Annotated in this window: 25 protein-coding genes and 3 pseudogenes; 17 read left to right on the top strand and 11 right to left on the bottom strand. The window is 69.1% G+C overall.

Features of this window, described 5'->3' with window-relative positions:
* Positions 1-91 (bottom strand): DUF2561 family protein (locus A5697_RS27630; protein WP_156673191.1); only part of this gene is annotated, 91 nt, incomplete at its 3' end.
* On the opposite strand from A5697_RS27630, the pseudogene A5697_RS06990 reads away from it, so the two are divergent.
* Together A5697_RS06990 and A5697_RS06985 are read left to right on the top strand one after the other, a co-directional pair.
* Positions 79-477: pseudogene (locus tag A5697_RS06990) on the top strand (MmpS family transport accessory protein); the annotation flags it as partial. The gene A5697_RS27630 and the pseudogene A5697_RS06990 sit on opposite strands and share 13 nt — an antisense overlap.
* Positions 477-1,124, top strand: a complete 648-nt coding sequence (locus tag A5697_RS06985) for a DUF2561 family protein (RefSeq protein WP_068009142.1) — start codon at positions 477-479, stop codon at positions 1,122-1,124. The pseudogene A5697_RS06990 and the gene A5697_RS06985, both read left to right, overlap by 1 nt.
* Positions 1,125-1,127: 3 nt before the next feature.
* On the opposite strand, the gene A5697_RS06980 is transcribed toward A5697_RS06985, so the two are convergent.
* Positions 1,128-1,361 (bottom strand): hypothetical protein, encoded by a 234-nt coding sequence (locus A5697_RS06980; RefSeq protein ID WP_067943095.1) that lies wholly within the window; start codon positions 1,359-1,361, stop codon positions 1,128-1,130.
* 333 nt (positions 1,362-1,694) lie between these two features.
* Here A5697_RS06980 and A5697_RS06975 point away from each other — a divergent pair, with 333 nt between their 5' ends.
* The gene (locus tag A5697_RS06975) at positions 1,695-2,156 is read left to right on the top strand and encodes a DUF5994 family protein (protein ID WP_068009140.1); all 462 of its coding nucleotides are present in this window, start codon (positions 1,695-1,697) and stop codon (positions 2,154-2,156) included.
* Here the strand turns inward: A5697_RS06975 and A5697_RS06970 are convergent.
* Genes A5697_RS06970 through A5697_RS06955 form a run of 4 tightly spaced genes read right to left on the bottom strand, consistent with a single transcriptional unit; the run spans position 2,153 to position 6,579 of the window.
* Entirely contained in the window at positions 2,153-3,868 is a 1,716-nt protein-coding gene (locus A5697_RS06970; RefSeq protein ID WP_067943104.1) for a cytochrome bc complex cytochrome b subunit, read from the bottom strand. The two genes, A5697_RS06975 and A5697_RS06970, sit on opposite strands and share 4 nt — an antisense overlap.
* Positions 3,865-5,076 (bottom strand): ubiquinol-cytochrome c reductase iron-sulfur subunit, encoded by a 1,212-nt coding sequence (locus A5697_RS06965; protein WP_067943107.1) that lies wholly within the window; start codon positions 5,074-5,076, stop codon positions 3,865-3,867. The genes A5697_RS06970 and A5697_RS06965 overlap by 4 nt, the downstream gene beginning before the upstream one ends.
* Positions 5,073-5,927 carry a c-type cytochrome gene (locus A5697_RS06960; protein WP_067943110.1) on the bottom strand — a complete coding sequence of 285 codons (855 nt, stop codon included), beginning with the start codon at positions 5,925-5,927 and terminating at the stop codon, positions 5,073-5,075. Before A5697_RS06960 ends, A5697_RS06965 begins: the two co-directional genes overlap by 4 nt.
* A 40-nt stretch (positions 5,928-5,967) precedes the next feature.
* Entirely contained in the window at positions 5,968-6,579 is a 612-nt protein-coding gene (locus A5697_RS06955; protein WP_067274561.1) for a heme-copper oxidase subunit III, read from the bottom strand.
* Positions 6,580-6,717: 138 nt separating this feature from the next.
* Here A5697_RS06955 and trpD point away from each other — a divergent pair, with 138 nt between their 5' ends.
* Positions 6,718-7,812: an anthranilate phosphoribosyltransferase gene (gene trpD / locus A5697_RS28295; protein WP_156673189.1), complete on the top strand. Its 1,095-nt coding sequence runs from the start codon at positions 6,718-6,720 to the stop codon at positions 7,810-7,812.
* Here trpD and A5697_RS06940 read toward each other — a convergent pair.
* A pseudogene (locus A5697_RS06940) lies at positions 7,750-9,591 on the bottom strand (DEDD exonuclease domain-containing protein); the annotation flags it as partial. The gene trpD and the pseudogene A5697_RS06940 overlap by 63 nt on opposite strands.
* A gap of 149 nt (positions 9,592-9,740) precedes the next feature.
* On the opposite strand from A5697_RS06940, the gene A5697_RS06935 reads away from it, so the two are divergent.
* The 4 genes from A5697_RS06935 to pimB all read left to right on the top strand — a co-directional run bounded on the left by A5697_RS06935 (position 9,741) and on the right by pimB (position 13,389).
* On the top strand, positions 9,741-9,995 hold the full coding sequence (locus tag A5697_RS06935; RefSeq protein WP_067943112.1) for a hypothetical protein: 255 nt from the start codon (positions 9,741-9,743) through the stop codon (positions 9,993-9,995).
* 184 nt (positions 9,996-10,179) lie between these two features.
* Positions 10,180-11,331 (top strand): peptidoglycan hydrolase RipC, encoded by a 1,152-nt coding sequence (gene ripC / locus A5697_RS06930; protein ID WP_067943114.1) that lies wholly within the window; start codon positions 10,180-10,182, stop codon positions 11,329-11,331.
* A 46-nt stretch (positions 11,332-11,377) separates the two neighbouring features.
* Positions 11,378-12,217, top strand: coding sequence for a hypothetical protein (locus A5697_RS06925; RefSeq protein WP_197500943.1), 840 nt, complete (start codon positions 11,378-11,380; stop codon positions 12,215-12,217).
* Between the two features lie 29 nt (positions 12,218-12,246).
* Positions 12,247-13,389 (top strand): GDP-mannose-dependent alpha-(1-6)-phosphatidylinositol monomannoside mannosyltransferase, encoded by a 1,143-nt coding sequence (gene pimB / locus A5697_RS06920; protein ID WP_068009134.1) that lies wholly within the window; start codon positions 12,247-12,249, stop codon positions 13,387-13,389.
* A 6-nt stretch (positions 13,390-13,395) separates the two neighbouring features.
* Here pimB and A5697_RS06915 read toward each other — a convergent pair whose 3' ends face one another.
* The gene (locus tag A5697_RS06915; protein ID WP_068009131.1) at positions 13,396-15,198 is read right to left on the bottom strand and encodes a long-chain fatty acid--CoA ligase; all 1,803 of its coding nucleotides are present in this window, start codon (positions 15,196-15,198) and stop codon (positions 13,396-13,398) included.
* Between the two features lie 140 nt (positions 15,199-15,338).
* Here A5697_RS06915 and A5697_RS06910 point away from each other — a divergent pair, with 140 nt between their 5' ends.
* The 5 genes from A5697_RS06910 (at position 15,339) to A5697_RS06890 (ending at position 18,733) form a co-directional block, all read left to right on the top strand.
* The gene (locus A5697_RS06910) at positions 15,339-15,728 is read left to right on the top strand and encodes a polyketide cyclase / dehydrase and lipid transport (protein ID WP_067201051.1); all 390 of its coding nucleotides are present in this window, start codon (positions 15,339-15,341) and stop codon (positions 15,726-15,728) included.
* 115 nt (positions 15,729-15,843) lie between these two features.
* On the top strand, positions 15,844-16,278 hold the full coding sequence (locus tag A5697_RS06905) for an SRPBCC family protein (RefSeq protein WP_067945829.1): 435 nt from the start codon (positions 15,844-15,846) through the stop codon (positions 16,276-16,278).
* A complete protein-coding gene (locus A5697_RS06900; RefSeq protein WP_197500942.1) occupies positions 16,275-17,543 on the top strand; it encodes an ArsA family ATPase in 1,269 nt (422 codons plus the stop codon). The genes A5697_RS06905 and A5697_RS06900 overlap by 4 nt, the downstream gene beginning before the upstream one ends.
* Positions 17,540-17,920 (top strand): hypothetical protein, encoded by a 381-nt coding sequence (locus tag A5697_RS06895; RefSeq protein WP_068009126.1) that lies wholly within the window; start codon positions 17,540-17,542, stop codon positions 17,918-17,920. The genes A5697_RS06900 and A5697_RS06895 overlap by 4 nt, the downstream gene beginning before the upstream one ends.
* A gap of 84 nt (positions 17,921-18,004) precedes the next feature.
* Positions 18,005-18,733 carry a 1-acyl-sn-glycerol-3-phosphate acyltransferase gene (locus tag A5697_RS06890; RefSeq protein WP_068009123.1) on the top strand — a complete coding sequence of 243 codons (729 nt, stop codon included), beginning with the start codon at positions 18,005-18,007 and terminating at the stop codon, positions 18,731-18,733.
* Positions 18,734-18,746: 13 nt separating this feature from the next.
* On the opposite strand, the gene A5697_RS06885 is transcribed toward A5697_RS06890, so the two are convergent.
* The gene (locus tag A5697_RS06885) at positions 18,747-20,042 is read right to left on the bottom strand and encodes a glycosyltransferase 87 family protein (RefSeq protein WP_067945820.1); all 1,296 of its coding nucleotides are present in this window, start codon (positions 20,040-20,042) and stop codon (positions 18,747-18,749) included.
* 109 nt (positions 20,043-20,151) lie between these two features.
* Between A5697_RS06885 and A5697_RS06880 the strand changes: the two genes are divergently transcribed.
* The 3 genes from A5697_RS06880 (at position 20,152) to A5697_RS06870 (ending at position 23,002) form a co-directional block, all read left to right on the top strand.
* Complete coding sequence (locus A5697_RS06880; protein ID WP_197500941.1) at positions 20,152-21,018, top strand: hypothetical protein; 867 nt, start codon at positions 20,152-20,154, stop codon at positions 21,016-21,018.
* Between the two features lie 10 nt (positions 21,019-21,028).
* Positions 21,029-21,508 carry a polyadenylate-specific 3'-exoribonuclease AS gene (locus A5697_RS06875; protein WP_068009117.1) on the top strand — a complete coding sequence of 160 codons (480 nt, stop codon included), beginning with the start codon at positions 21,029-21,031 and terminating at the stop codon, positions 21,506-21,508.
* 105 nt (positions 21,509-21,613) lie between these two features.
* Positions 21,614-23,002 (top strand): class II 3-deoxy-7-phosphoheptulonate synthase, encoded by a 1,389-nt coding sequence (locus A5697_RS06870; RefSeq protein ID WP_068009114.1) that lies wholly within the window; start codon positions 21,614-21,616, stop codon positions 23,000-23,002.
* Here the strand turns inward: A5697_RS06870 and A5697_RS06865 are convergent.
* Positions 22,999-24,216: a protein kinase gene (locus A5697_RS06865; protein ID WP_197500940.1), complete on the bottom strand. Its 1,218-nt coding sequence runs from the start codon at positions 24,214-24,216 to the stop codon at positions 22,999-23,001. The genes A5697_RS06870 and A5697_RS06865 overlap by 4 nt on opposite strands.
* A 79-nt stretch (positions 24,217-24,295) precedes the next feature.
* On the opposite strand from A5697_RS06865, the gene A5697_RS06860 reads away from it, so the two are divergent.
* Positions 24,296-24,700: an Rv2175c family DNA-binding protein gene (locus A5697_RS06860; protein ID WP_067945811.1), complete on the top strand. Its 405-nt coding sequence runs from the start codon at positions 24,296-24,298 to the stop codon at positions 24,698-24,700.
* A 4-nt stretch (positions 24,701-24,704) separates the two neighbouring features.
* Here A5697_RS06860 and A5697_RS06855 read toward each other — a convergent pair.
* A pseudogene (locus A5697_RS06855) lies at positions 24,705-25,228 on the bottom strand (alpha-(1->6)-mannopyranosyltransferase A); the annotation flags it as partial.

The following is a 25,228-nucleotide window of genomic DNA, read 5'->3' as shown; positions in this document are numbered from 1 at the left end:
GCTCCAGCCAGACGGCGGCGCACGCCCCGATCAGTATGCGGTCGATGACGTCGGGCGAGATGGTGTCGTCCCCCGCCACCGACGGAGACACAGACCGTGACGGTCACGCCTGCACCGCCGCCGCCACCGCCGGCGCCCGCTCCGGCGCCGCCGCCGGCCACCTCGACGGCCGCGGCGCCACCCCCGCCACCGACGACACCGGCCGGGCCGCGACAGGTGACCTATTCGGTGACCGGCACCAAGGCGCCCGGCGACATCATCTCGGTGACCTACGTCGATGCGTCCGGCCGGCGGCGCACCCAGCACAACGTGTACATCCCATGGTCGATGACCGTCACGCCCATCTCGCAGTCCGACGTCGGCTCCGTCGAGGCGTCCAGCCTCTTCCGCGTGAGCCGGCTGAACTGCTCGATCACGACAAGCGACGGGACGGTCCTTTCGTCGAACACCAACGACTCACCGCAGACGAGCTGCTGATGGTCAGCAGGTATTCGGCGTACCGCCGCGGGGCGGGGGACGACACCATCTCGCCCGACGTCATCGACCGCATACTGATCGGGGCGTGCGCCGCCGTCTGGCTGGTGCTGCTGGGCGTGAGCGTGGCCGCGGCCGTCGCCCTGGCGGACCTGGGGCGGGGCTTCCACAAGGCGGCCAGCGGCGCGCACAGCACCTCCTGGGTGTTGTACGCCGTGATCATCGTGTCCGCGCTGATCATCGCCGGGGCGATCCCGATGCTGTTGCGGGCCCGCCGGATGGCCCAGACCGAGCCGGCCGCCCGGGGGATGACCGCCGCCAACCGGCCCCCGGTGCGCCTCATGTCCCAGGCGCCGCGCACCGCGGCCGAACGGGCCCGGCAACCCCGCGTGCAGGCACCCGTTCCGGCCGCCGACGCCGAATGGTCGGGTGAGGCGGTCGATCGGGTGTGGTTGCGCGGCACCGTGTTATTGGCGACCGCGATCGGCGCGGCGCTGGTCGCGGTGGCCACGGCGACCTACCTGATGGCTGTGGGCCACGACGGTCCCTCCTGGGGCGCCTACGTGGTCGCCGGCGTGATCACCGCGGGGATGCCGGTGATCGAGTGGCTGCACGTTCGTCAGCTGCGTCGCGCTGTGGCCGCGCAGTAGGCGCTACGACGCTTTGGCGTACCTGCGGACCCGTTCGTCCTCGCCGAACGTGCTCGTGTGCTGCGTGCCGTTGTCATCACGGCCGAAGAACGTCCAGCGCCGGGGAGTCGTCTGCGGCCCGCTGATCATCTTGACGGTGTAACGCAACTTCGTGGGACGCAGCGTGCCGATGATGTCACCGACCCGGATCTTCGAAGGATGGATCTCCGGGGCGTCGTCCCAGTCCTGTATCGCCATTACGCCCGTCCTCGTCGTGTAAGCCCCCCGCTCACCTGGACAGCGCCACGGTCGGACCCTCGCCACTGTAGTGCACCGACGGGGCCGGGTCGTTTCATCAGCCGTCGTGGCGGCCGTCCGCCACCCTGGCCGCTCCCGAGGGCCGCTGTGGGCGTAGCGTCAACCGCGAGCCGTTTCGTTGTCGGCGGTGGTCGCCGCGACCGATGCGGCGTCATCCACGGGCAATGCGATTCCTCCGTCCGTCCCGCGCTCGCCGGGACGAACGACGCCGACGTGAAGGGAACCGCCCGTGGAGGCTGCAGAACTTCCTGGCCGTGCCGGCCAGGTGCGGGGATGACCGAATTGTTCGAACGCCGACGCCGGGCCAACCCCGTCCGGCTGTCGGTTTGCCGTGAACTCGGCCGCCCCATCGACGGCGCGTGGTGGCCACGCGCGGACCGCATCACCAACGAACTGCCCGAGGTGGTCGCCCTGCTGACCCCCTTATTGGGCGACATCAACGCCATCAACGTCAACTGGCCACCACTGCAGCGGCCACCCGACTTGAACTGGTCGGGCTGGGAACGCAAGCGCCAGCACGTGATGACCTTCGTCGGGGACGACGCACGCGTCAACCTGCTCGTCATCCCCTACGCGACCTACAGCGCGCTCGCCCTCATGGTGCTGCGCTGCGCGGCCGGTCTGCCCGTCGAAGCGCGCGACCAGACGAAGTCGGCGTTCCTCACCGCCGGCTCCATCGTGCGGGCCGCCCAGCAACAATGCTCGACGGCCTGCACCGAACCAGCGCGCAGCTAGTGGTGCTCGCCGTTCGACCCGTTCGACCCGTTCTTGCCGTTCGACCCGACGATGCTCTGCTGGTGCTCGCGCAGGGCGGTGAGCGCACGTTGCTCGGAGCTGTGTGCCGCCTCGCGCAGCGCCGCATCCTCCGACGCGGGGTCGGCGAACAGGAAGCTGCCGCTACCCGGTGAACCGGCCGAGCCCAGCTTGTTCATCCGCTTGGGCAGCGCCGCACCCTGGTACTCGAGCGGGAGCGGGTGGCCGTGGTCGTCGACCGGTCCGAGCGGCTGATGCAGCTCGATGTAAGCGCCGTGCGGCAGCCGCTTGATGATGCCCGTCTCGATGCCGTGTGCGAGCACCTCCCTGTCGCTGCGCTGCAGCGCAACGCACCACCGGTAGGCGATGAAGTAGACCAGCGGCGGGAGGATGACCATCCCGATGCGGCCGATCCAGGTCGTCGCGTTCAGCGAGATCTGGAACTTGAACGCGATGATGTCGTTCATCGCCGCCAGTGTCAGCAACATGTAGAACGAGATCGCCATGGCACCGATCGCGGTGCGCACCGGGGCGTCCCGTGGCCGCTGCAGCAGGTTGTGGTGGGCGCGGTCGCCGCTGAATCGCTTCTCCAGGAAGGGATAGATGATCAGCAGGACGAAGATCAATCCCATGATCAGCGCCACCCACACGGCTGCGGGGATGGTGTGGTGCCAGAAGTAGAACTCCCATGGCGGCCAGATACGGGCCAACCCCTCGGTCCACATCATGTAGAAGTCGGGCTGCGAGCCGGCGGACACGTGAGATGGCTTGTAGGGACCCAGGTTCCAGATCGGGTTGATCTGCAGCAGCCCGCCCATCAGGCCGAGGACCCCGACGATCGCGGCGAAGAACGCGCCGGACTTGACCGCGAAGATCGGCATGACGCGCACACCGACGACGTTGTGCTCGGTGCGGCCCGGGCCGGGGAACTGGGTGTGCTTCTGGAACCAGACCATCGCCAGGTGCAGCCCGATCAGCGCCAGGATGATCCCCGGAATCAGCAGGATGTGCAGGGCGTACATGCGCGGGATGATGTAGCCCGCGGTCGCGCACTCGTTACCCACACCGCCGCAGGGGAAGTCGCCACCGAACAGGGCCCAGTGCAGCCAGGTGCCGATGATCGGCATCCCCAACGTGATCGAGGAGAGCGCGGCGCGCAACCCGATACCCGACAACAGGTCGTCGGGCAGCGAGTAACCGAAGTACCCCTCGAACATGGCCAGGATCAGCAGCAGCGACCCGATGACCCAGTTGGCCTCGCGGGGCCGGCGGAACGCGCCGGTGAAGAAGATGCGTGCCAGGTGCACCATGATCGACGCCGCGAAAATCAGTGCGGCCCAGTGGTGTACCTGGCGGACGAACAGGCCGCCGCGCACCTCGAACGAGATGTCCAGCGTCGAGGCGAAGGCCTTGGACATGTCGACGCCCCGCAACGGCTGGTACGCGCCGTTGTAGGTGACCTCGGCCATGGACGGGTCGAAGAACAGCGTCAGGTACACGCCGGTGAGCAGCAGCACGATGAAGCTGTACATCGCGATCTCGCCCAACAGGAACGACCAGTGCGTCGGGAAGACCTTGTTGAGCTGCCGGCGTACCGCGGCCGAGGGGTGATAGCGGGTATCGATGTCTTCGCCCTGACGAGCCAGGACGTCGCCGATCTTCGGCGGTTTCGGGGGACTCAGTTTTGGACTCATGTTGTCGTCCTCTCCCAGAATGCCGGTCCGACGGGCTCGACGAAGTCACCGTTGGCGACCAGATACCCGTTGGTGTCGATCGTGATGGGCAGTTGCGCCAGCGCGCGGGCCGCCGGGCCGAAGATCGGCTTGGCGAAATGCAGGGCGTCGAACTGCGACTGGTGACATGGGCACAAGATTCGGTAGGACTGCTCCTCGTACAGCGACGCGGGGCAACCCAGGTGCGAGCACACCTTGGTGTAGGCGAACAGCTCGCCGTAGTTGAAGCTCTCCTGGCCCTGGCGCTTGACCACCCGGGGCATGTCGGACGGCCGAATGCGGATGAGCATGACCGGGTTTCGAACGCCCTGGTTGATGGCGCGAAGCTTTTCCTGGGATTCCGGCGTGGTGCCGTCACCGTCGGATTCGCGCCACGGGAAGACGGTCTCCATGCCGCCGGCGTCGAGGTCTTCGGGGCGCATCTTGACGAACGGCGATGCACCGGCCGAGCCGGTTGCCCGCGCGAGGAAGATGGTCTCGCCCGCATACCGCGGTGTCCAGCCGGACGTCCACAGCACGGCTTTCTTCCCATTGGCGGTGGGCACGACCGGTTTCCACGGGTTCTTGATCAGACCGCCGGCGAAGGCCACCAGCGTCGACAGGCCGAACGCGCCGAGGCCCAGGCCGAGCGACGCCCCAATCACCTTGCGCCGCCGGACGGTTGAGCCGTCCAGGGCGTCGGTCAGGTTCGCCACCACTGTCTTGCGGTCGATGTCCCGGGAGGCGCCGTCGTGCCGCTCCTGGATCGAAATCTCTTCCGGGATAAACCTTTTCTGGTACAGGATCGTGCCGATGGCGATCGACAGGATCGACATCCCGAAGGTCAGCCCGTACAGCGGGGTGGCCAGGTCGTACAGCAGGCTGTTCGGGGCGTCCTTGGGCTTGTACTCCCACGGCCAGAACAAGAAGACCAGCAGCAGCGCCAGCCCGAAACCACCGCCGAGCAGGAGCCACAGGGCGACTCCGCGCTCGGCGCGCTTCTCGGCTTTGGTGCCCTCGACGGGCCAGCGGGGTTCCTTGACGATCGTCTCGACGCCGTCGAGCTTGCCGCCCAGCGCGACCAGTTCCTGCTGGGACATCGCGGCCAGCGCCGCGTCATCGGGTTCCCTCTCGCCGACACCGTGGGCGGTCCCGCCGGTGTCCGAGCCGCGAACGTCGTCTTCGCTCATGATGCTCGTGCCCCAATCCACAGTGCCAACGCGATGGCGGCGACCATTCCGATGATCCACGCGGCCATGCCCTCGGGCGCGGGCCCGAAGCCGCCGAGGCCGTAGCCGCCGGGCTGGCGCTCTTCAGTGACCGACTTGATGTAGCCGATGATGTCCTTCTTGGCTTCGAAGGACAGCTGACGGTCGGAGAACTTCGGCATGTTCTGCGGACCGGTCCGCATGGCGGCCAGGATCTGCTGCTCGTTGGGCGGCTCGAGCGGCGGCGCGTACTTGCCCGACGACAGCGCCCCGCCCTTGCCGGTGAAGTTGTGGCAGGAGGAGCAGTTCAGCCGGAACAGGTCACCGCCGCGGCCCAGGTCGTCGCCGCGCAGCGACTTCATCGCCAGGCTGCCGTCCGGGTTGCGCACCGTCGTCGGACCGCCGCCGTTGGCCTGCACGTACGCGCCGAGCGCGTCGACCTGTGCCTCGTCGAAGATCGGCTCCTTGCGCGGCGCCTGGGCCTCGCCGGTCATCGCGGGCATCCGGCCGGTGGAGACCTGGAAGTACACGGCCTCCTCGCCGACGCCGATGAGGCTGGGCCCGCGGTCGGCCACACCCTGCAGGTTCGCGCCGTGACAGGACACGCACGACGTGTCGAACAGCTGCTTGCCGGTCCGCAGCAGCGCCGAGGACGACTCGTCGGCGACGGCCACCTGCGGGCGCGGCGTCAGCACGGCGGCCAGGCCGCCGGCGATGGTCAGCGCGATAAGCAGCAACAGCCCGCCCGACAGACGGCGGCGCAGCCGCCGGCGGGAGCGGTCGCGCTGCCCTTGTCGCGGCTTCCGGTTTCGCATGGACCCCAGCTTCTTCAACCGAGCACTCCTGTTCATTCCGTTATTCGGAGCCGCCGGCTCATCGGATGAAATAGATCACGGTGAACAGCGCGATCCACACGATGTCGACGAAATGCCAGTAGTAGGACACGACGATGCTCGCGGTGGCCTGCGCCGGCGTGAACTTGCTCATCGCGGTGCGGGCCAGCAAGAAGATGAAGGCGATCAGACCGCCGGTGACGTGCAGGCCGTGGAACCCGGTCGCCAGGTAGAACACGCTGCCGTAGGCGCTGCCGGGGATCGTGGTGCCGTGCGTGGCCAGGTGGTAGTACTCGTAGCCCTGCCCGCAAACGAAGAACAGGCCCATCAGGAAGGTGATCACGTACCAGCGGCGCAAACCGAAGACGTCGCCGCGTTCGGCCGCAAACACACCCATCTGGCAGGTGAACGACGACGCGATCAGCACGAGCGTCACCGGTACGGCCTGATAGAGGTTCAGCTCGGTCGGTGGCGGCGGCCACTTGCCGCCGGACTGCGCACGCGCGGTGAAGTACATCGCGAACAGGCCAGCAAAGAACATCAGCTCGCTGGAGAGCCAAACGATGGTGCCGACACTGACCATGTTCGGTCGATTCAACGAATGAACGCGCGACGTGATTGCAGTACCTGAGGTCCCTACAGCGCTGGTCACATCCGCAAGTATGACGCTTTGTAGTTGATTAACTCCACCCGGGGCGGCATTTGATGTTTTCGCGTCGCGACGCCGTCCGGGACGGGCGCCTTTCCGCGCCGGTTGGGGCAGGTCGGGTCCGCGTGGGACCATCGGCGCGTGGCTCTGTCATCTCAGGCTTCCACCGGCGGGTCCGCCGCTCGACCGGCCGGGGCGGCACCCTCGTGGCCAGGGGTTCTGGCCCGGTTGATGGGCGGTCAGGATCTGGTGCGCGGCCAGGCCGCCTGGGCCATGGATCGAATCATGGCCGGCGACGCGAGCCCGGCGCAGGTCGCATCCTTTGCGGTGGCGATGCAGATGAAGGTCCCGACCTCGGCCGAGGTCAGCGAGCTGGCCGACGTCATGCTGGACCACGCGCGCCCGATGCCCGCCATGCCCGACGACAGCGTGGACATCGTCGGGACCGGTGGTGACGGCGTCAACACCGTCAACCTTTCCACCATGGCGGCAATCGTGGTCGCGGCCGCCGGCGTGCCGGTGGTCAAACACGGCAACCGCGCGTCGTCGTCGTTGTCCGGCGGTGCCGACACGCTCGAGGCGCTCGGGGTGCGCATCGACCTCGAACCCGAACAGGTGGCGCAGAGCCTCGCCGAGGTGGGCATCGGGTTCTGCTTCGCGCCCCTGTTTCACCCCTCGTACCGGCATGCCTCGGTGGTGCGCCGCGAGATCGGCGTGCCGACGGTGTTCAATCTCCTTGGGCCCCTTACCAATCCGGCTAGGCCGCGGGCCGGCCTGATCGGCTGCGCGTTCGCCGACCTGGCCGAGGTGATGGCGGGGGTCTTCGCCGCGCGCAGGTCCAGTGTGCTGGTGGTGCATGGCGACGACGGGCTTGACGAGTTGACGACGACGACCACCAGCACGATTTGGCGGGTGCAGGCCGGGACGGTGGACAAGCTGACGTTCGATCCGGCCGGATTCGGTTTTGCCCGCGCCGATCTCGACGATCTGTTGGGCGGTGACGCGCAAGCCAACGCGGCGGAGGTGCGCGCGGTGCTGGCCGGTGACAAGGGTCCGGTCCGGGACGCCGTCGTGCTCAACGCCGCCGGGGCGATTGTCGCCCACGCCGGCCTATCCAGCCGCGCTGAATGGTTGCCGGCGTGGGAGGACGGGCTGCAGCGCGCCGCCGCGGCGATCGATTCCGGCGCGGCCGAAGAGCTGCTCGCGCGATGGGTGCGGTTCAGCCAGCAGGTCTGAGTCATGTTGCGCCGCTTGGTCGTAGGCCAGTCGCGCCGAACGCGCCGAGGCCGCCCAGGACGCCCACGCGCCGGCCGACCGCAGCGGTGAAGCCCAGCCGGCGGCGTCGGGGGAGTCGTCGACCCGAACTATGCGCACCCCGGGGCCGGCCAGCCAGCGCGCGATGAGCGCGGATTCCTCCACCAGCGCCCCGCCCAGCGGGGCCGCGATGGGCAAAATCGCCTGTGCCCCAGCCACAATGGCGTCGACCACCGGCATCGGAGGCACCCCGCGCCTGGCGGTGCCTGCCGCCGCGAGCTGGCCGTGCCGTACCACGGCGAGGTGGTAACCGCCGTCCCCGTCGGGCGCGGCGGCGATCAGCTCGGGCAGCGCGGCCAGGGCGCGTAACCGCTGGCCGCGCCACAGGATCTCGATGGCGGCGGCGGTGCGGTCGCGCAGGCGGGCGGCGCTTTCGAAATTGCGGCGCTCGGCCAGCGCGGTGACCTGATGCACGGCGGCCGACAGGGCGGTGTTCTCCATCCCGTCGATCAACGCGGCGACGCGCGCCACGGCCGCCGCGTATTGCGTGGCCGTTATGCCGCGCGCCGCGGGACACGGCGCGACCTCCGCCTCGGGGCACGCCGGCCCGTGCAGGACAGAGCGGCTCAGCCGGGCGGTGCAGGTCCGAAGACCGGTGAAGCGGGCCAGCAGCGTGGCCGTGTCGGCGGCGTCGGTGCGCGACCGGAACGGGCCGACGGCGCGGTCGTGGCGCGGTGCCCGAACCACCGCGAGACGCGGGAACGCCTCGTCGGTGAGCGCCACCCACCACCATCGGTGCGGGAACCGGGAACGCCGGTTGTAGGGCGGGGCGTGCGCGGCCAGCAGCCGCAGCTCGCGGACGCCGGCCTCCAGCGCGTGCGCGCATTCGACGTGGTCGACCGCGGTGGCCAGATTGACCATCTCCTTCATCCGGCCACGCGGGTCGGCGCCGGTGAAGTACTGCCCGACCCGGCGGCGCAGGTCGCCCGCGGTCCCGATGTAGAGCACCTCGCCCGACGGGCCGCGAAACAGGTAGACCCCCGGGCGGCGGGGCAGGCCCTCGGCGAGGACCCGCTTGCGCCGCTGGGCCGGCGTCACGTCCGGCAGGTAGGCGCGCAGGTCGGCGTAGGTGTGCACCCCCTGGTTGCCCACCCGCTCGATGAGCGCGTGCAGCACGTCGACGGTGGCACGGGCGTCGTCCAGCGCGCGGTGCGTGGGCTGGGTGGCGACGGCGAACAGCCGCGCGAGCGCGGCCAGCCGCACCGTGGGGGCTTCCTCGCGGCTGAGCACCCGGCGGGCCAGGCGCACCGTGCACAGGACGTTCGGTCGCGGCCAGGGAATGTCGCACCGCGCCGCGGCGGCCCGCAGAAATCCGACGTCGAATCCGGCGTTGTGGGCCACCAGCACTGTCCCGTGGTCCAAGCCCGCGAATTCGAGGAACATCGGCAGCACCGCGTCGATGGTCGGAGCGTCGGACACCATCGCGGTGGTGATGCCGGTCAGCCGCACGATCTGCGGCGGGATGCTGCGCTCCGGGTCGACGAGCGTGGCGAACTCGCCGAGCACGGCGCCGCCGCGGACCTTGACCGCCCCGATCTCGGTGATGGCGTCCGGCGCATTTCCGTCGGTGCTTTTCGTGCGCCCGCCCGTGGTCTCGAGGTCCACCACCACGAAGGTCGTGTCGCGCAGCGTGACTTCGGCGGCGGCGAAAGACGACTCCAAGTCGGTGAAAGTGAGCTGAGTCGCACCACCGGCACCCATGGCCGCGACGTTAAGCGGGACCACCGACACCCGCGCGGCTCCCACGCCGAGCGAGCCGAAACGCGGCGCCGGGGGTTGTCGGTGGGTGTGGTTACCGTTCGAAGAGTCCGACCTGACGTTCGCCAAGCTTGACCGAGAGGACCGATCCGATGGCACGAAGCAGTGGGCCCGACAGCGACGGCGCGACGGTGCCGGACTCGGGGGCGCCGGTGGTGATCGACTGCGACGACTGTGCGGTGCGCGGACCGGGATGCCGCGATTGCGTAGTCAGCGTGTTACTCGGGGTCCCGGGAACTTTGTTGGAGGACGAATGCGCCGCACTGGCGGTGCTCGCCGATGTCGGTCTGGCACCGCGATTACGGTTGGTGCCTATCCGCCGCGAACGCGATTCGGGCGTCGCCTAAGATGCTTTGCGTGCCAAAGGTTTACGAGGGGGTCAGCGCCGTTCACATGATAATGACAGAAATCTTTCCAATTTCTTAACGCCCCGCTTTGGACAAACGCCGATATCGTTTCGTAACCTGTTTGAGACCTAAACCCGCTCGACGGCGCATGGTCGCGTCGATGGCCGTTTAAGGAAGCAAAATCTTGAGGCTTGACTCTAGATACCCGTTTGCGCGTGTCCTCACACGATTTGCCATCGGGACGCTAGCGGGCTTCACCGTCTTATCGGGCGCCCTCGCCGCGAATGCCTCGGCCGACCCGGCCGAAGACGCGCTGGCCAAACTCAACGAGTTGTCCCGCCAGGCCGAGCAGACCACCGAGGCGATGCACAGCGCGCAGCTCGACCTGAACAACAAGCTGGTGGCCCAGCGTGCGGCGGACAAGAAGCACGACGACGCTCAGGCCGCCGTCGATGCGGCCAAGGCTCGCCTGGCGTCGTTCCAGGGCGCCGTGAACAAGCTCGCCGCCGCGACCTACATGGGCGGCCGCGTCGACGGCATGACGGCGATGCTGACCGCCGGATCGCCGCAAGGGCTGATCGACAAGCTGGCCATGCAGCGGCTGATGGCGACGCAGATGGCCGACCAGATGACGAATTTCCGGGCCGCCGGCGAGCAGGCCGCCAAGGCCGAGCGGGAGGCCGCGAAGTCCGCCGCCGACGCCAAGAGTGCGGCCGAGCAAGCCGCCGCGGTGCGAGCGAGCCTGCAGTCCAAGCAAAGTCAGCTGCAGGTGCAGATCGCGGTCGTCAAGTCGCAGTACGTTTCCCTGTCGCCGGAGCAGCGCACCGCGCTCGCCGATCCCGGTCCCGTCCCTGCGGGTCTCCCGGCACCGGGCGCGCCCGCGCCGGAGGCCGCGCCGCCCGGCGCGCCGCAGGCTCCCGGGCAGGCACCCGGTGAGGCTCCGCCTCCCGGCGGAATGCCCGGACCGTTCGGCGGCGGGGTAGGCGGCGGTGACCGCGCGACGGTCGTACAAGCGGCGTTGACGCAGGTCGGTTCGCCGTACGTCTGGGGCGGTGCCGCGCCGGGTGGGTTCGACTGCTCCGGCCTGGTGATGTGGGCCTTCCAGCAGGCCGGCATCTCTCTGCCGCATTCCAGCCAGGCGCAGGCTCAAGGCGGTCAGCCGGTGTCGTTGTCGGACCTGCAGCCCGGTGACGTGGTCACCTTTTATAACGACGCGTCACACAGCGGCCTCTACGTCGGTGACGGCATGGTGATCCATTCCTCCACCTACGGCCAGCCGGTGCGCGTGGTGCCGATGAATGCCGCAGGCCCGGTCCACGACGCCCGCCGCTACTAGCGGCCCCGGCGCGCGGCGCCGGCGGCTGACCACCCTGCTGGCCTGGGTGTTCGTCGTCGAGATCGTGGTGGCTGCGGCCGTGCCGTTCGACGCGGCCGGCGACAGCCGGACCCGCCCCCCGCAGCTGATCACACCCGCACGCAGCCAGGTCAGCGCAGCGACGAAGTCACTGGTCGTCAGCGATCGCACCGTTCGGCTGCTCGGCCTGGACGGTCCGGCCGGCGACCGGTTGCTGTCGCGGGTGGCGTCCGGCATCGGTGCCGCGATCAACGCGGTCGAGGCGTTCTGGGGTGCCGACTGGTCGCGCGACATATCGGTGGTCGCCGCCCATACCGACGAGGAGTTCCGCGCCGCCGCCGGTGGGGGCCCGGCCGCGCAGTGGGCGGACATCGCGGCGGTGACGGTCGCCGAACGCGTCGATCCCGCGCACCGGGTGGTTATCGGTCAGCGCATCGTCTTCGCGCCCGGCGCGGCCAACATGACCGAGGGTGCGCTGCGAATCGTGTTGGCGCACGAGCTTTTTCACTACGCCGCCCGTGCGGACACCGCCGCGGATGCGCCCCGGTGGCTGACCGAGGGCGTAGCCGATTTCGTCGGCCGGCCCCGGACCCCGGTGCCCGTCGACGTGCTGCCGGTCCCGCTGACGCTGCCCTCGGACGCCGACCTGGACGCGCCCGGGTCACAGCGTTCGCTGGCGTACGACCGCGCGTGGTGGTTCGCGCGTTTCGTCGCGGACACCTACGGGACGGCCAAGCTGCACGACCTGTATCTGGCCGTCTGCGGTGTCGGGCGCGCCGACGTGCTCTCCGCCGCCCACGACGTGCTGGCGACCGACTCGCCCGGCCTGCTCGCGCGTTGGCACGAGTGGCTGACCCACGGCGGCTGACCGTACGCGCGTCAGGCTAGCCTGACGCAGTGAGTCGGGTCCTGCTGGTAACCAACGACTTTCCGCCCCGGCCGGGCGGCATCCAGTCCTACCTGAGTGATTTCGTCGGGCACCTGGTCGGCGCCGGGCTGCATTCGATGACGGTGTACGCGCCGCAGTGGAAGGGCGCCGACGCCTTCGACGATGCGGCCGGGGCGGCGGGTTACCGGGTGGTCCGTCATCCCGGCACGTTGATGTTGCCCGGTCCGGCGGTGGACGCCCGGATGCGCCGGCTGATCGGCGACAACGGCATCGACACCGTCTGGTTCGGCGCGGCCGCGCCGCTGGCGCTGCTGGCGCAGCGCGCCCGGCAGGCCGGGGCGACCCGGGTGGTGGCCAGCACGCACGGTCACGAGGTGGGCTGGTCGATGCTTCCCGTCGCGCGGTCGGTGCTGCACCGCATCGGCGACACCACCGACGTCGTCACGTTCGTCAGCCACTACACCCGCGCGCGGTTCGCGCCGGCGTTCGGGCCCAACGCCTCGCTGGAATACCTGCCACCCGGCGTCAACACCGACCGGTTCCGGCCCGACCCGGCGGCCGGCGCCGCGCTGCGCGAGCGGTATCGGCTGGGGGAGCGGCCCACGGTCGTGTGCGTGTCCCGGCTGGTTCCGCGCAAGGGTCAGGACATGCTGATCAAGGCGCTGCCGTCGATCCGGCAGCGCGTCGATGGCGCCGCCCTGGTCATCGTCGGCGGCGGTCCCTACCTGGAATCGTTGCGCAAGCTCGCCCGCGACTGCGGGGTGAGCGAGCATGTGACGTTCACCGGCGGCGTGCCGGCCGCCGAGCTGCCCGCGCACCACGCGCTGGCCGACGTCTTCGCGATGCCGTGCCGCACCCGTGGCGCCGGGATGGACGTCGAGGGCCTCGGCATCGTCTTCCTCGAGGCCTCGGCCACCGGCAAGCCGGTGATCGCCGGTGACTCCGGTGGGGCCCCAGAAGCCGTGCAGCACAACAAGACTGGATTAGTGGTCGATGGGCGCTCGGTGAACGCCGTCGCCGACGCCGTCACCGAGTTGCTCGGCGACCGAGACCGGGCGGCCGCCATGGGCGCGGCCGGGCGGGACTGGGTGACGGCGCACTGGCGGTGGGACACCCTCGCGATGCGGCTGGCCGAGATCCTCCGCGCCTGACGGCCGCTAATCCTTCTCGTAGATCCAGTCGATGTCGGAGGCGAACTTCTCGGCGACCACGTTGCGCTTGACCTTCATCGTCGGCGTCAGCTCGCCGGTGTCCTCGGTGAAGTCGACCGGCAGGATGCGGAACTTGCGGATGGACTCGGCGTGCGACACCGCCTGGTTGGCGTGCTTGACGGCGGCGTCCACCTCGGCGACCAGGTCCGGGTCGCTGGCCAGATCGGCCACCGACGCGCCGGCCGACTTGTGGTTGCGCTCCTTCCACGCGTCGAACGCCTCGGGGTCGATGGTGATCAGCGCGCCGATGAACGGCTTGGCGTCGCCCACCACCATGGCCTGGCTGATCAGCGCGTGCGCCCGCAGCTGGTCCTCGAGCACGGCCGGGGCGACGTTCTTGCCGCCGGCGGTGACGATGATCTCCTTCTTGCGGCCGGTGATCCTGAGGAAGCCGTCCTCGTCGAGCGCGCCGAGGTCGCCGGTCTTGAACCAGCCGTCGGTGAACGCGTCGTTGGTGGCCTGCTCGTTGTGCCAGTAGCCGCTGAACACCACGCCGCCGCGGACCAGGAGCTCGCCGTCTTCGGCGATGCGCATGCTGTTGCCCGGCAACAACGTTCCGACCGTCCCGATCCTGACGTTGCCGACCTGGTTGACCGTGATGGCCGAGCTGGTCTCGGTCAGGCCGTAGCCCTCGTGGATGGTCAGGCCCACGCCCCGGTAGAAGTGGCCCAGCCGGGCACCCAGCGGCGCGCCCCCTGAGACGGACGCGTGGCATTCTCCGCCCAGCGCGGCGCGCAGCTTGTGATAGACCAGCCGGTCGAACATCGCATGCTTGGCGCGCAGCACCAGCCCGGGCCGCCCGCGGTCCTGCGCCTGGCTCCAATCGACCGCGGTTTGCACCGCGGCCGCGAAGATCCGGCCCTTGCCGTCGTTGACCGCGTTCTGCTCGGCGGTGTTGTAGACCTTCTCGAACACCCGCGGCACCGACACCACCACCGTCGGCTTGAACACCGCGAACATCGGCAGCAGGTTCTTGATGTCGCTGGTGAACCCGACCGTCACCTTGTTGGCGAACGCCGAGAGCGTCAGCGAGCGCGCCAGCACGTGGGCCAGCGGCAGGAAGATCAACAGCCGCTGCCCCTCGTCCAGCAGCGTCGGCAGGCACTCCTTGGCGCCGCGGGTCTCGTACAGCAGGTTGGAATGGGTCAGCTGGCAGCCCTTGGGCCGCCCCGTGGTGCCCGAGGTGTAGATGAGCGTCGCCGGGTCGTCGGCGCGCAGCGCCTCCTGGCGGGCGGTGAGCTCGGCGGGCTCGACCGACGCGCCGGCCTCGGCGAGCTGATCGAGCGCCTTGGGACCCGAGCCGTCGATGTGCAGCACGCGGCGCAAGGCGGGCAGGTCGGCGGTGAGTTCGGTGACCATCATGGCGTGCGCGTCGGTTTCGGCGAAGGCGACCACCGCCTCGGAGTCCTGCAGCACCCAGCGCACCTGCTCGGCCGACGACGTCTCGTAGATCGGCACGGTGACCGCGCCCACCGACAGGATCGCCAGGTCGATGATCGCCCACTCGTAGCGGGTGGCCGAGAAGATGGACACTCGGTCGCCGGCCTCGACCCCGAGCCCGATCAGACCGAGCGCCGCGGAGCGCACCTGTTTGGCCACCTCCGCGCAGGTGACGTCGGTCCATTCGCCGTCGACCTGACGGCGGAAGATGACGAAGCCGGGGTCTGCGCGCTCGTGCTCGAAGACCATGGCCGCGATGTTGTCGTGTTCGCCGACGGAGAAGCGGGCGGGGACGCTGTACTCACGCACTCTTACTGACCTCGTTTGGCTCGGGTGACGTTCCGGGGGCCGGCTTGTGCCGTCCAGCCTAATCCGCGCGTTCGTGCAGGAACCGTGGCCGTCTGCCGGGCCCCGGCCCGCCGCGAAGATCGGTGTGTGAAGCTGGGGTGGTGAACAGCATCCAGATCGCCGACGAGACGTTCGTCGCCGCCGACGGTGCGCGGGTCGGTGCCGCGGTCGCCGATCCGTCGAGCTGGCGCCGGTGGTGGCCGGACCTGCGGCTGCAGGTGGTCGAGGAGCGCGGCGACAAGGGGATCCGCTGGGCGGTCACCGGCGCGCTGACCGGAACCATGGAGATCTGGCTGGAGCCGTCGCTGGATGGGGTGGTGCTGCATTACTTCCTGCACGCCGAACCCACCGGGGTGGCGGCCTGGCAGTTGGCCAAGCTGAATCTGGCGAAAATGACGCACCGCCGTCGGGTGGCGGGAAAGAAAATGGCCTTCGAGGTCAAGACGACATTGGAACGGTCGCGTCCGGTCGGAGTTTCTCCGGTAGTTTAGCCGGGTCAGGTTTGCGGGCAGAGTACCGTTTCGGACCGGAGGCCCGGGGTTAGACCCGCACGGTAGTTTCCCCGCCGGCGGCGTCGACCGCTTGCGGGAGAGAGGGCAGCACCAGGTGGCGGAGAAGACGTCGCAGACCATTTACATCGACGCCGACCCGGGCACGGTGATGGGCGTCATCGCGGATATCGATTCCTACCCGCAGTGGATCTCGGAATACCGGGAAGCCGAGGTCCAGGAGAAGGACGCCGACGGCTATCCCAAAGTGGCGCGGGTGGTGCTGGACGCCGCCGTGCTCAAGGACACGATGGTCATTTCCTACCAGTGGCCCAAGGACCGGCAATCGGTCAGTTGGACCCTGGTCTCCAGCTCGCTGCTGCGTTCGCTGGAGGGGACGTATCGATTGGCGCCCAAGGGATCTGGTACCGAGGTCACCTACGAGCTCTCGGTTGACCTTGCCGTGCCCATGATCGGTCTGCTCAAGCGCAAGGCCGAGCGCCGGTTGACCGACACCGCGTTGAAGGATCTGAAGAAACGAGTCGAGGGCTGAGTGAGTCCAGTGAATCGCGGGCGCCCACCCCGGCCCGAATCAGCCTCTTCGTTGGCAAGGGCGGGGTAGGAAAGTCCACGCTGGCCTGCGCGACGGCGGTCGGTGCCGCAAGCGCCGGGCAACGGGTGCTGGTGGTGTCGACCGATCAGGCGCACTCTCTCGGTGACGTGCTGGGTGTGCCCGTCCCGCCCAGCCAGGGCGAACTGGTTCGGGTCCTTGCCGACGACGAGCAGGCCGGCGGCGGCTTTCTGGACGCGCTCGCGCTGGACACCTTGGCCCTGCTCGAGGTCCGCTGGCGCGACGTGGTCGACACGCTGGATCGGCGGTTTCCCGATACCGAGCTGAATACCATTGCGCCCGAGGAACTTTCGGCGTTGCCCGGTGTTCAGGAAGTGCTCGGGCTGCACGCCGTCGGCGAGCTCGCCGTCTCGGGCCGCTGGGATCGCGTCGTCGTCGACTGCGCCTCGACCGCCGACGCACTGCGGATGTTGACCTTGCCCGCCACCTTCGGGCTCTACGTCGAGCGCGCGTGGCCGCGCCATCGGCGGCTGGCCGTCGGTGCCGACGACTCCCGGTCCGCGGCGATGGTCGAGTTGCTGGAGCGCATCAGCGCCAGCGTCGAGGATCTGAGCACGCTGCTGACCGACGGCGAATTGGTCGGCGCGCATTTGGTATTGACGCCGGAGCGGGTGGTCGCTGCGGAGGCGGCCCGGACGCTGGGTTCGCTGGCGTTGATGGGTGTGCGCGTCGAGGAGCTGATCGTCAACCAGGTTCTGACCGAAGACGCGTCTTACGAATACCGCAACCTGCCGGAGCATCCCGCGTTTTACTGGTACGCCGAACGCATTTCCGAACAACGTGGTGTTCTCGACGAGCTCGACGCCACCATTGGTGGGGTGGCTCTGGTGTTGACTCCGCACCTGTCCGGGGAGCCGATCGGCCCGAAGGCCCTGGGCGAGTTGCTCGACTCCGCGCGTCGTCGTGGTGGGGCGCCGCCGCCGGGGCCGTTGCGGCCGACGGTGGACCTGGAATCCGGGACGGGACTTGGCTCGATTTATCGAATGCGGCTAGCGTTGCCGCAACTCGATCCGTCGACGCTGACGCTGGGGCGCGTCGACGACGACCTGATCATCAGCGCCGGCGGACTGCGGCGCAGGGTTAGGTTGGCGTCCGTGCTCCGGCGCTGCACGGTGCTGGACGCACAATTGCGGGGTAACGAGCTGACGGTGCGATTTCGACCAGATCCGGAGGTGTGGCCTAAGTGAGTGGGGGTCATTCGGATATCGGTCCGGAGCTGCGCAGGCTCGCCCAGACAATCCTGGACGGCATCGACCCGGCGGTGCGGACGGCCGCCGCGCTGACGGCGGGCCGGGGAGCCGGGACCGGCAAGTGCCAACAGGTGTGGTGCCCGGTATGCGCGCTGGCCGCACTGGCGACCGGTGAGCAGCACCCGCTGATCACCGTCATCGCCGACCACAGCATCGCCCTGCTCGAGGTCGTCCGGGCCATGCTCGACGACATCCACGGCGCCGCGAAACCGCCGCCCGACGGACCGCCCGGCGACGGCGCCGCCGAGGCGGAGCCCCCAGCCGCCGCGACCAGGACCCGGTATCAGCCCATCCCCGTCACCGTCGAGGAGTGACCCCGGGGCGTCGAAGGTGGTCCCCTGCGCGTGCGGTGGGTACAGTTGGCGCAGAACACCGGCGGGCGGGCGAGAGGGAGGGCCATGTGGTACTGGCTATTCAAGTACGTACTGCTCGGCCCGTTGCTGGCCTTGCTCGGTCGGCCGAAAGTTGAAGGCCTGGAACACATTCCGAGCTCCGGCCCGGCGATCTTGGCGAGTAATCACCTGGCGGTGATGGACAGCTTCTACCTGCCGCTGGTGGTGCGCCGCCGGATCACCTTCCTGGCGAAGGCCGAATACTTCACCGGGACCGGCCTGAAGGGCTGGTTTCAGCGCTGGTTTTTCACCGCCGTGGGCCAGGTGCCGATCGACCGCACCGACGCCGACAGCGCGCAGGCCGCACTGACCACCGCCGAGCGGCTGCTCTCGACGGGCAAGCTGCTGGGGATGTACCCGGAAGGCACCCGTTCGCCGGACGGCCGGCTGTACAAGGGCAAGACCGGTCTGGCGCGGCTGGCCCTGCACACCGGCGTGCCGGTGATCCCGGTGGCGATGATCGGCACCAACGTCGTCAACCCGCCGGGGACGAACATGTTGCGCTTCGGGCGGGTCACCGTGCGCTTCGGCAAGCCGATGGACTTCTCCCGTTTCGAGGGGCTGGCCGGCAACCGCTTCATCGAGCGCGCGGTCACCGACGAGGTGATCTACGAGCTGATGGGACTCTCCGGCCAGGAGTACGTCGACATCTACGCCGCCAGCGTCAAGGAAAACCGCAACGGCGAGGGATCGACCAGCGAGGCCGCCCGCATCCCGGAAACCGCCGCCGGCTGATCCGCGGGCTCGGCTAGCCGGACGCTGTCACCGGCGTCAGTTCCTGCGGCGCCGAATCCCGCGACGGCTTGCGGGCGGTGACGGTAAGCCCGGCCGCGACGATGACGGCCAGTGCCCACCACACGTAGGACATCCCGGCGAGCTGACGCCACCAGACCGCGGTCGCCTCGTGATGCTTGGGCAGCAGGTCGATCGGCGACCATCTCATCAGCGCCACCCCCGCGGCGCCGACCACGGCCAGCGTCACGTTGCGGCGCCGCCACGCCAGCACGGCGAGCACCACGACCGTGGGCAACCCCCACACCCAGTGGTGTGACCACGAGACCGGGGAGACCATCAACCCGAACAACGCGACGCAGATGACCGCCAGCACTGGCTCGTCGGCCCTCAGCACCCTGCGCATCGCCCACACCGTCAGCGCGAGCACGAGCAGCGAGGCCACCACCCACAGCACGAAGCGCTGTTGTTCACCCAGCCCGAGCCGGGCCAGGGCCCCGGCGATGTTTTGATCGGTGTTCAGCGCCGCCTCGCCGATCCGATCGGTGTGCGGCAGGGTGTGCGTCCAGTACTCCCACGAATCACGCCATGCCAGAACGAAACCCACCGCCGTCGTCACCACGAAGGACGCCACGGCCGTGAGTGCCGCGCGGTTGTCCCGACGCAGCAAGAAGTAGAGCAGGAACACCGCCGGCGTGAGTTTGAGCGCGATGCCCAGCCCCAGCAGCAGCCCGCGCGGCCATGGCGTGCGGCGTGGCAGGCAGTCGGCGATCACCAGGGTCATCAACACGACGTTGATCTGGCCGAAGGCGAAGTTCGAGGTGATGGGTTCCAGCCAGATCGTCGCCGCCAACGTGATGACGATGGCCAGCCACCAGCGGCGCAGCCAGGCCGGACCGGGCAGCGCCGTCGACGCGGCCCAGACGTCGAGGCGGGTCAGCACGATCACGGTGGACACCACCAGCAGCACCAACGTCAGCGCCGTGATGGCGACGCTGGCGGCCGGCATGTGCAGCCAGGCGAACGGGCAGAACACGATCGCCGCCAGCGGGGGATAGGTGAACGGCAGATTGAGCCCGATCGGTGTGTGGAACAGCACATCACCCTGGTACAGCGAATGCCCCTGCATCCACGCCTGCGCACCCATCTGATACACGTCGATATCGATGCGATAGGGAATGTGCCCGAACAGCTGCCAGGCCACGTAGCCCAGCCCCGCCGCCGCCAACAGCCAGAGACCGCACCACAACAGGACCTGCCCCGGGCCACGTTTGCTTGGGTGGCCCACGTCGGGCGCCCGCCATCTACTCATGTCGCACAACAGCGTAATCGGTGCGCGGACGTGGTACGTCGCTCCGCGCGGCTTCCGGCGGTGTCGATGCCCACAGGCGTACGTTTCAAGAGTGCTCCACTGGTTCGTGCTGCGGGTGACGCGCTGGTTCGCGCACGACATCCTCGAGGGCGGCCGGTTGCCCCTGCTGTGCTGCCTGGTGGCGTTCATCCTGACGTTTTTCGTCACGCGCACGTTCGTGCGTTTCATCCGCCACCGCGCCGACAGCGGCCGTCCGACCAGGTGGTGGCACCCGCGCAACGTCCACGTCAGCGGCGTTCACATCCACCACGTGACGTTCGGCGTCGTCCTGGTGTTGCTCTCCGGCCTGACCTTGGTCACCCTGTCCATCGACGGACACGAGCCCGAATTCACCCTGTCCGCAATATTTTTCGGCATCGGCGCGGCCCTGGTGCTCGACGAGTACGCGTTGATCCTGCACCTGGCCGACGTCTACTGGTCTGAGGACGGGCGCACTTCGGTGGACGCCGTGTTCGCCGCGGTAGGGGTGGCCGGGCTGTTGATCATGGGCCTGCACCCGCTGATGTTCTTCCTGCCGATCTGGGAAGGCACCGACTCCTGGCCGCTGCGCGCCGCGGTGGCCGGCGGACTGGTATTGACGCTGCCGCTGGCGGTGATCGTGGTGCTCAAGGGCAAGGTGTGGACGGGGCTGCTCGGCATGTTCATCGTCGTGCTGCTCGTCGTCGGCGCGGTCCGGCTGTCCCGCCCGCATGCGCCCTGGGCCCGCTGGCGCTACACCAACCAACCGGAGAAGATGCGCCGCGCGCTGCAACGCGAACGGACGCTGCGCCGCCCGGTGGTGCGGGCCAAGCTGTATCTGCAGTGCGCGATCGCGGGCACGCCCCGCCTGCCCGACGAACGTGCGGTCGACGCCCAGCTCGACCACGACGTGCACGCGGCACCGCCGCCGACGGGGCCCATCCTGATCAGCAGATAGGCTTTCGCCGGTGCGGTACTTCTACGACACCGAATTCATCGAGGACGGCCGCACCATCGAGTTGATCTCCATCGGAGTGGTCGCCGAGGACGGCCGCGAGTACTACGCCGTGTCCACGGAGTTCGATCCCGAGCGCGCCGGCGGCTGGGTGCGCGCCAACGTGCTGCCCAAGCTGCCGCCCCCGTCGTCGCAGGTGTGGCGTTCGCGCAGGCAGATCCGCGCGGACCTCGAGGATTTCTTCGACATCCAGGGCGCCGATCCCATCGAACTGTGGGCGTGGATCGGCGCCTACGACCACGTGGCCTTGTGCCAGCTGTGGGGCACGATGCCCGAGCTGCCGCGGGCGCTGCCCCGGTTCACCCGGGACTTGCGGCAATTGTGGGAGGACCGGGGCCGCCCGCCCATGCCGCCGCGGTCGCGCGATGCCCACGACGCACTGGTCGACGCCCGCGACCAGATGCGCCGATTCCGGCTGATCACCTCGGCGTAGGTGGACGGCCGCGGGGACTATCCGAACGGCGGAGCATCGGCCTGAGCCCGCCCGGACGACGTTCGCGCTGATCAGTCACCCTCGCGGCCCGGTTACCATGGACCGATGAACTGGACCGTCGACATCCCGATCGACCAGCTGCCGTCGCTGCCCCCGCTGCCGAACGACCTGCGGGCGCGGCTGGACGCCGCACTGGCCAAGCCGGCCGCCCAGCAACCCAGTTGGCCGGCCGACGAGGCGGCGGCGATGCGCACGGTCCTCGAGAGCGTGCCGCCGGTGACGGTGCCCTCGGAGATCGTCCGGCTGCAGGAGCAGCTGGCCCAGGTCGCCACGGGTGAGGCGTTCCTACTGCAGGGCGGCGACTGCGCGGAGACGTTCACCGACAACACCGAACCCCACATCCGCGGCAACATCCGCGCCCTGCTGCAGATGGCCGTGGTGCTGACCTACGGCGCCAGCATGCCGGTGGTCAAGGTGGCCCGCATCGCCGGCCAGTACGCCAAGCCGCGGTCGGCCGACATCGACGCCCTGGGGTTGCGGTCCTACCGCGGCGACATGATCAACGGCTTCGCCCCGGATGCGGCCGCGCGCGAGCATGACCCGTCGCGGCTGGTCCGCGCGTACGCCAACGCCAGCGCGGCGATGAACCTGGTGCGGGCGCTGACATCGTCGGGCCTGGCGTCGCTGCACCTGGTCCACGACTGGAACCGGGAGTTCGTCCGGACGTCGCCGGCCGGCGCCCGCTACGAGGCGCTGGCGACCGAGATCGACCGCGGTCTGCGGTTCATGAGCGCCTGCGGCGTGGCCGACCGCAACCTGCAGACCGCCGAAATCTACGCCAGCCATGAGGCTTTGGTGCTCGACTACGAGCGGGCCATGCTGCGGTTGTCGGAGAGCGAGGACGGGGAGCCGCAGTTGTTCGACCTGTCGGCGCACACCGTCTGGATCGGTGAGCGGACGCGCCAGCTCGACGGCGCGCACATCGCGTTCGCGGAGGTGATCGCCAACCCGATCGGGGTCAAGATCGGTCCGACGATGACCCCGGAGCTGGCCGTCGAATACGTGGAACGGCTTGACCCGCACAACAAGCCGGGCCGGTTGACATTGGTTAGCCGAATGGGCAACAACAAGGTGCGCGATCTGCTGCCGCCCATCGTCGAGAAGGTCCAGGCGACCGGTCACCAGGTGATCTGGCAGTGCGACCCCATGCACGGCAACACCCACGAGTCGTCCAACGGATACAAGACCCGGCACTTCGACCGCGTCGTCGACGAGGTGCAGGGCTTCTTCGAGGTGCACCGCGCGCTGGGCACGCACCCGGGTGGCATCCACGTCGAGATCACCGGCGAGGACGTCACGGAATGCCTTGGTGGGGCGCAAGACATTTCGGACCTGGACCTCGCGGGGCGCTACGAGACGGCATGCGACCCGCGGCTGAACACCCAGCAGTCGCTGGAGTTGGCCTTCCTGGTCGCGGAGATGCTGCGCGACTAGCCCGCCAGTAGCCCGTTCAGGTTGGTCCCGATCGTCCACGCGGCGGTGGCGACCAGCCCGGTCAGCGCCAGCACCAGCGCCACCCAGATCAGCACCATGCGCCGGCCGTGCTGCCGGGCGTACGCGAATTCACTGATCGGAATCCCGGCGAATTCCCCTGTGACGGGCTGGTATTGGTAGTCGTCGGGCTCGTCGTCGGATTGCGGCGGGCGCTGCGGCTCGGACCAGTCCTCGGGGCCGCGGGTCAGCTGGCGGGTGGGGTTGCGGACCGGTGCGGCTGGGGGCTGGCCCATTCGGCTGTGCTGCAGGGCCGCCGACCGGTGCTGCGCGGAGTTGCGCGGCGCCGGAACCCGAAAGTCCGGCAGCGCAAGCTCTTCGGCGATCGCGTCGAGTTCGGCGCCCATCTCGATCGCGTCGGCGAAGCGGTCGCCCGGGTCGCGCGCGGTCGCGCGCCGCACGAACTCGTCGAACTGCGGGGGCACTCCGTCGATCGCGGCACTGGGCGGCGGTACATCGGTGTCCAGCCGTTGGTAGGCGATCGACAACGCGGAGTCGCCGGTGAACGGGGTGCGCCCGGTCAGCAGCTCGTAGGTGAGAATCCCCGCGGAGTACACGTCGCTGCGGGGGCTGGCGTCGCCGTGGCGCACCTGTTCGGGCGACAGGTAGGCCGCGGTTCCCAAAATCACGCTCGTGGAGGTGATTCCAGCGGCCGCGACGGCACGGACCAGGCCGAAATCGGCGATCTTCACGTCGCCGTCGTCGGAGATCAGCACGTTCTCGGGCTTGACGTCGCGATGGACCAGACCGGCCCGGTGCGCGGCGGCCAGGCCGCCCAACACCGGGCGCAGCACCGCGGTCACGGCGTAGGGCGGCATCGGCCCGCGCTCGGCCAGCAACTCGCGCAACGTGCCGCCCTCGATGAGCTCCATCACCAGAAACGGGTGCCGGGCGTCCAAGCCCTGGTCGTAGACCGCGACCAGGCCGGGGTCCTTCAGCCGTGCGACCGTGCGGGCCTCGCGCTGAAACCGGGTCAGGAATTGCTCGTCGCCGGCGTAGCGGGAATCCATCACCTTCACCGCGACGGGGCGGTCGAGCCGCGTGTCGAGGCCGCGGTACACCGTCGACGTGCCACCGCTGGCGATCTTGGCCTGCACCAGGTAGCGGCCGTCCAGCAATGCGCTGTCCAAAGGGTCTGGCGTCCCGGGTCCGGCCACGGGGCCATCGTAGGGGTGAGGGGCGATTGGGCGTCAGAACGCGGGTTCAATCCGCGTGCCAGGGCCTACACTTGCGCGGGTGAGCAGTGTTCCTGCCGGCGACGATGTTTTGGATCCCGACGAGCCCACCTACGACCTGCCACGGGTCGCCGAATTGCTCCGGATTTCGGTCAGCAAGGTCCAGCAGCAACTTCGGGAAGGCCACCTGGTTGCGGTGAAGCGCGAGGGCGGCCTGGTGGTGCCGCAGGTGTTCTTCACCAAATCGGGTGAGGTGGTCAAGAGCCTGCCGGGGCTGTTGACGATCCTGCACGACGGCGGCTACCACGACACCGAGATCGTGCGCTGGTTGTTCACCCCCGATCCATCGCTGACGATCACGCACGACGGCAGCCGGGATGCCATCACCAACGCCCGCCCCGTCGACGCCCTGCACGCGCATCAGGCTCGGGAGGTCGTGCGCCGGGCGCAGGCGATGGCTTACTGACGACTTACTGAGCGGCGGCTTCCGCTTGGTCGGCCCGCTCGTCGGGGGCACGGTTGAGGCTGTACCAGGCGATCAGCGCGCAGGCGGTGGCCAGCGAGAAGTGCAGCCACGAGTACATCCCGTGCGAGCCATCGGGTTTGAAGATCACCATCACCCACGTCGACAGACCGGCGATGAGCGCGACCGCCCGCCGAGACTGCGCCAGCGGGGCCACCACGGCCAGCGGCCAGGAGTAGTACCACGGCAGGGCCGCCGGTACGAACAGCACCACGACCAGCATCGAGTACGCGATGCCGGTGAGGGCGGCCCGGTCGTCGCGCCGGAACCGCCACCACAGCAGGGGCAGCGACACCGCGATGATCGCGATCCCGATGAGGCGGGTGATGCGCAGCAAGGGGTAGAAGTGCACCGCGAAGAAGCCGCTGAACACGGCGTGGATGATGTTTGCGGCCGCGGTGGGCACGGTCAGCCAGTTGATGATCTTCACGGACCCGGCCAGCGCGGTCAGCCACCCCAGGCCCACCCCCG

The sequence above is a fragment of the Mycobacterium sp. E3251 genome (assembly GCF_001666835.1).
In the GTDB taxonomy this organism is placed as follows: domain Bacteria; phylum Actinomycetota; class Actinomycetes; order Mycobacteriales; family Mycobacteriaceae; genus Mycobacterium.
The sequence above is the reverse complement of the archived record's forward strand: the minus strand, read 5'-3'. Positions and strand labels throughout refer to the sequence as shown.

Excerpts from the sequence above, each read along its gene's own strand:
- A5697_RS06965 (WP_067943107.1), bottom strand. The coding sequence starts at position 5,076 with ATGAGCGAAGACGACGTTCGCGGCTCGGACACCGGCGGGACCGCCCAC.
- A5697_RS06885 (WP_067945820.1), bottom strand. The coding sequence starts at position 20,042 with ATGAGTAGATGGCGGGCGCCCGACGTGGGCCACCCAAGCAAACGTGGC.
- A5697_RS06975 (WP_068009140.1), top strand. The coding sequence starts at position 1,695 with ATGACCGAATTGTTCGAACGCCGACGCCGGGCCAACCCCGTCCGGCTG.
- A5697_RS06935 (WP_067943112.1), top strand. The coding sequence starts at position 9,741 with ATGGCACGAAGCAGTGGGCCCGACAGCGACGGCGCGACGGTGCCGGAC.
- A5697_RS06970 (WP_067943104.1), bottom strand. The coding sequence starts at position 3,868 with ATGAGTCCAAAACTGAGTCCCCCGAAACCGCCGAAGATCGGCGACGTC.
- A5697_RS06980 (WP_067943095.1), bottom strand. The coding sequence starts at position 1,361 with ATGGCGATACAGGACTGGGACGACGCCCCGGAGATCCATCCTTCGAAG.
- A5697_RS06870 (WP_068009114.1), top strand. The coding sequence starts at position 21,614 with ATGAACTGGACCGTCGACATCCCGATCGACCAGCTGCCGTCGCTGCCC.
- A5697_RS06985 (WP_068009142.1), top strand. The coding sequence starts at position 477 with ATGGTCAGCAGGTATTCGGCGTACCGCCGCGGGGCGGGGGACGACACC.
- A5697_RS06890 (WP_068009123.1), top strand. The coding sequence starts at position 18,005 with ATGTGGTACTGGCTATTCAAGTACGTACTGCTCGGCCCGTTGCTGGCC.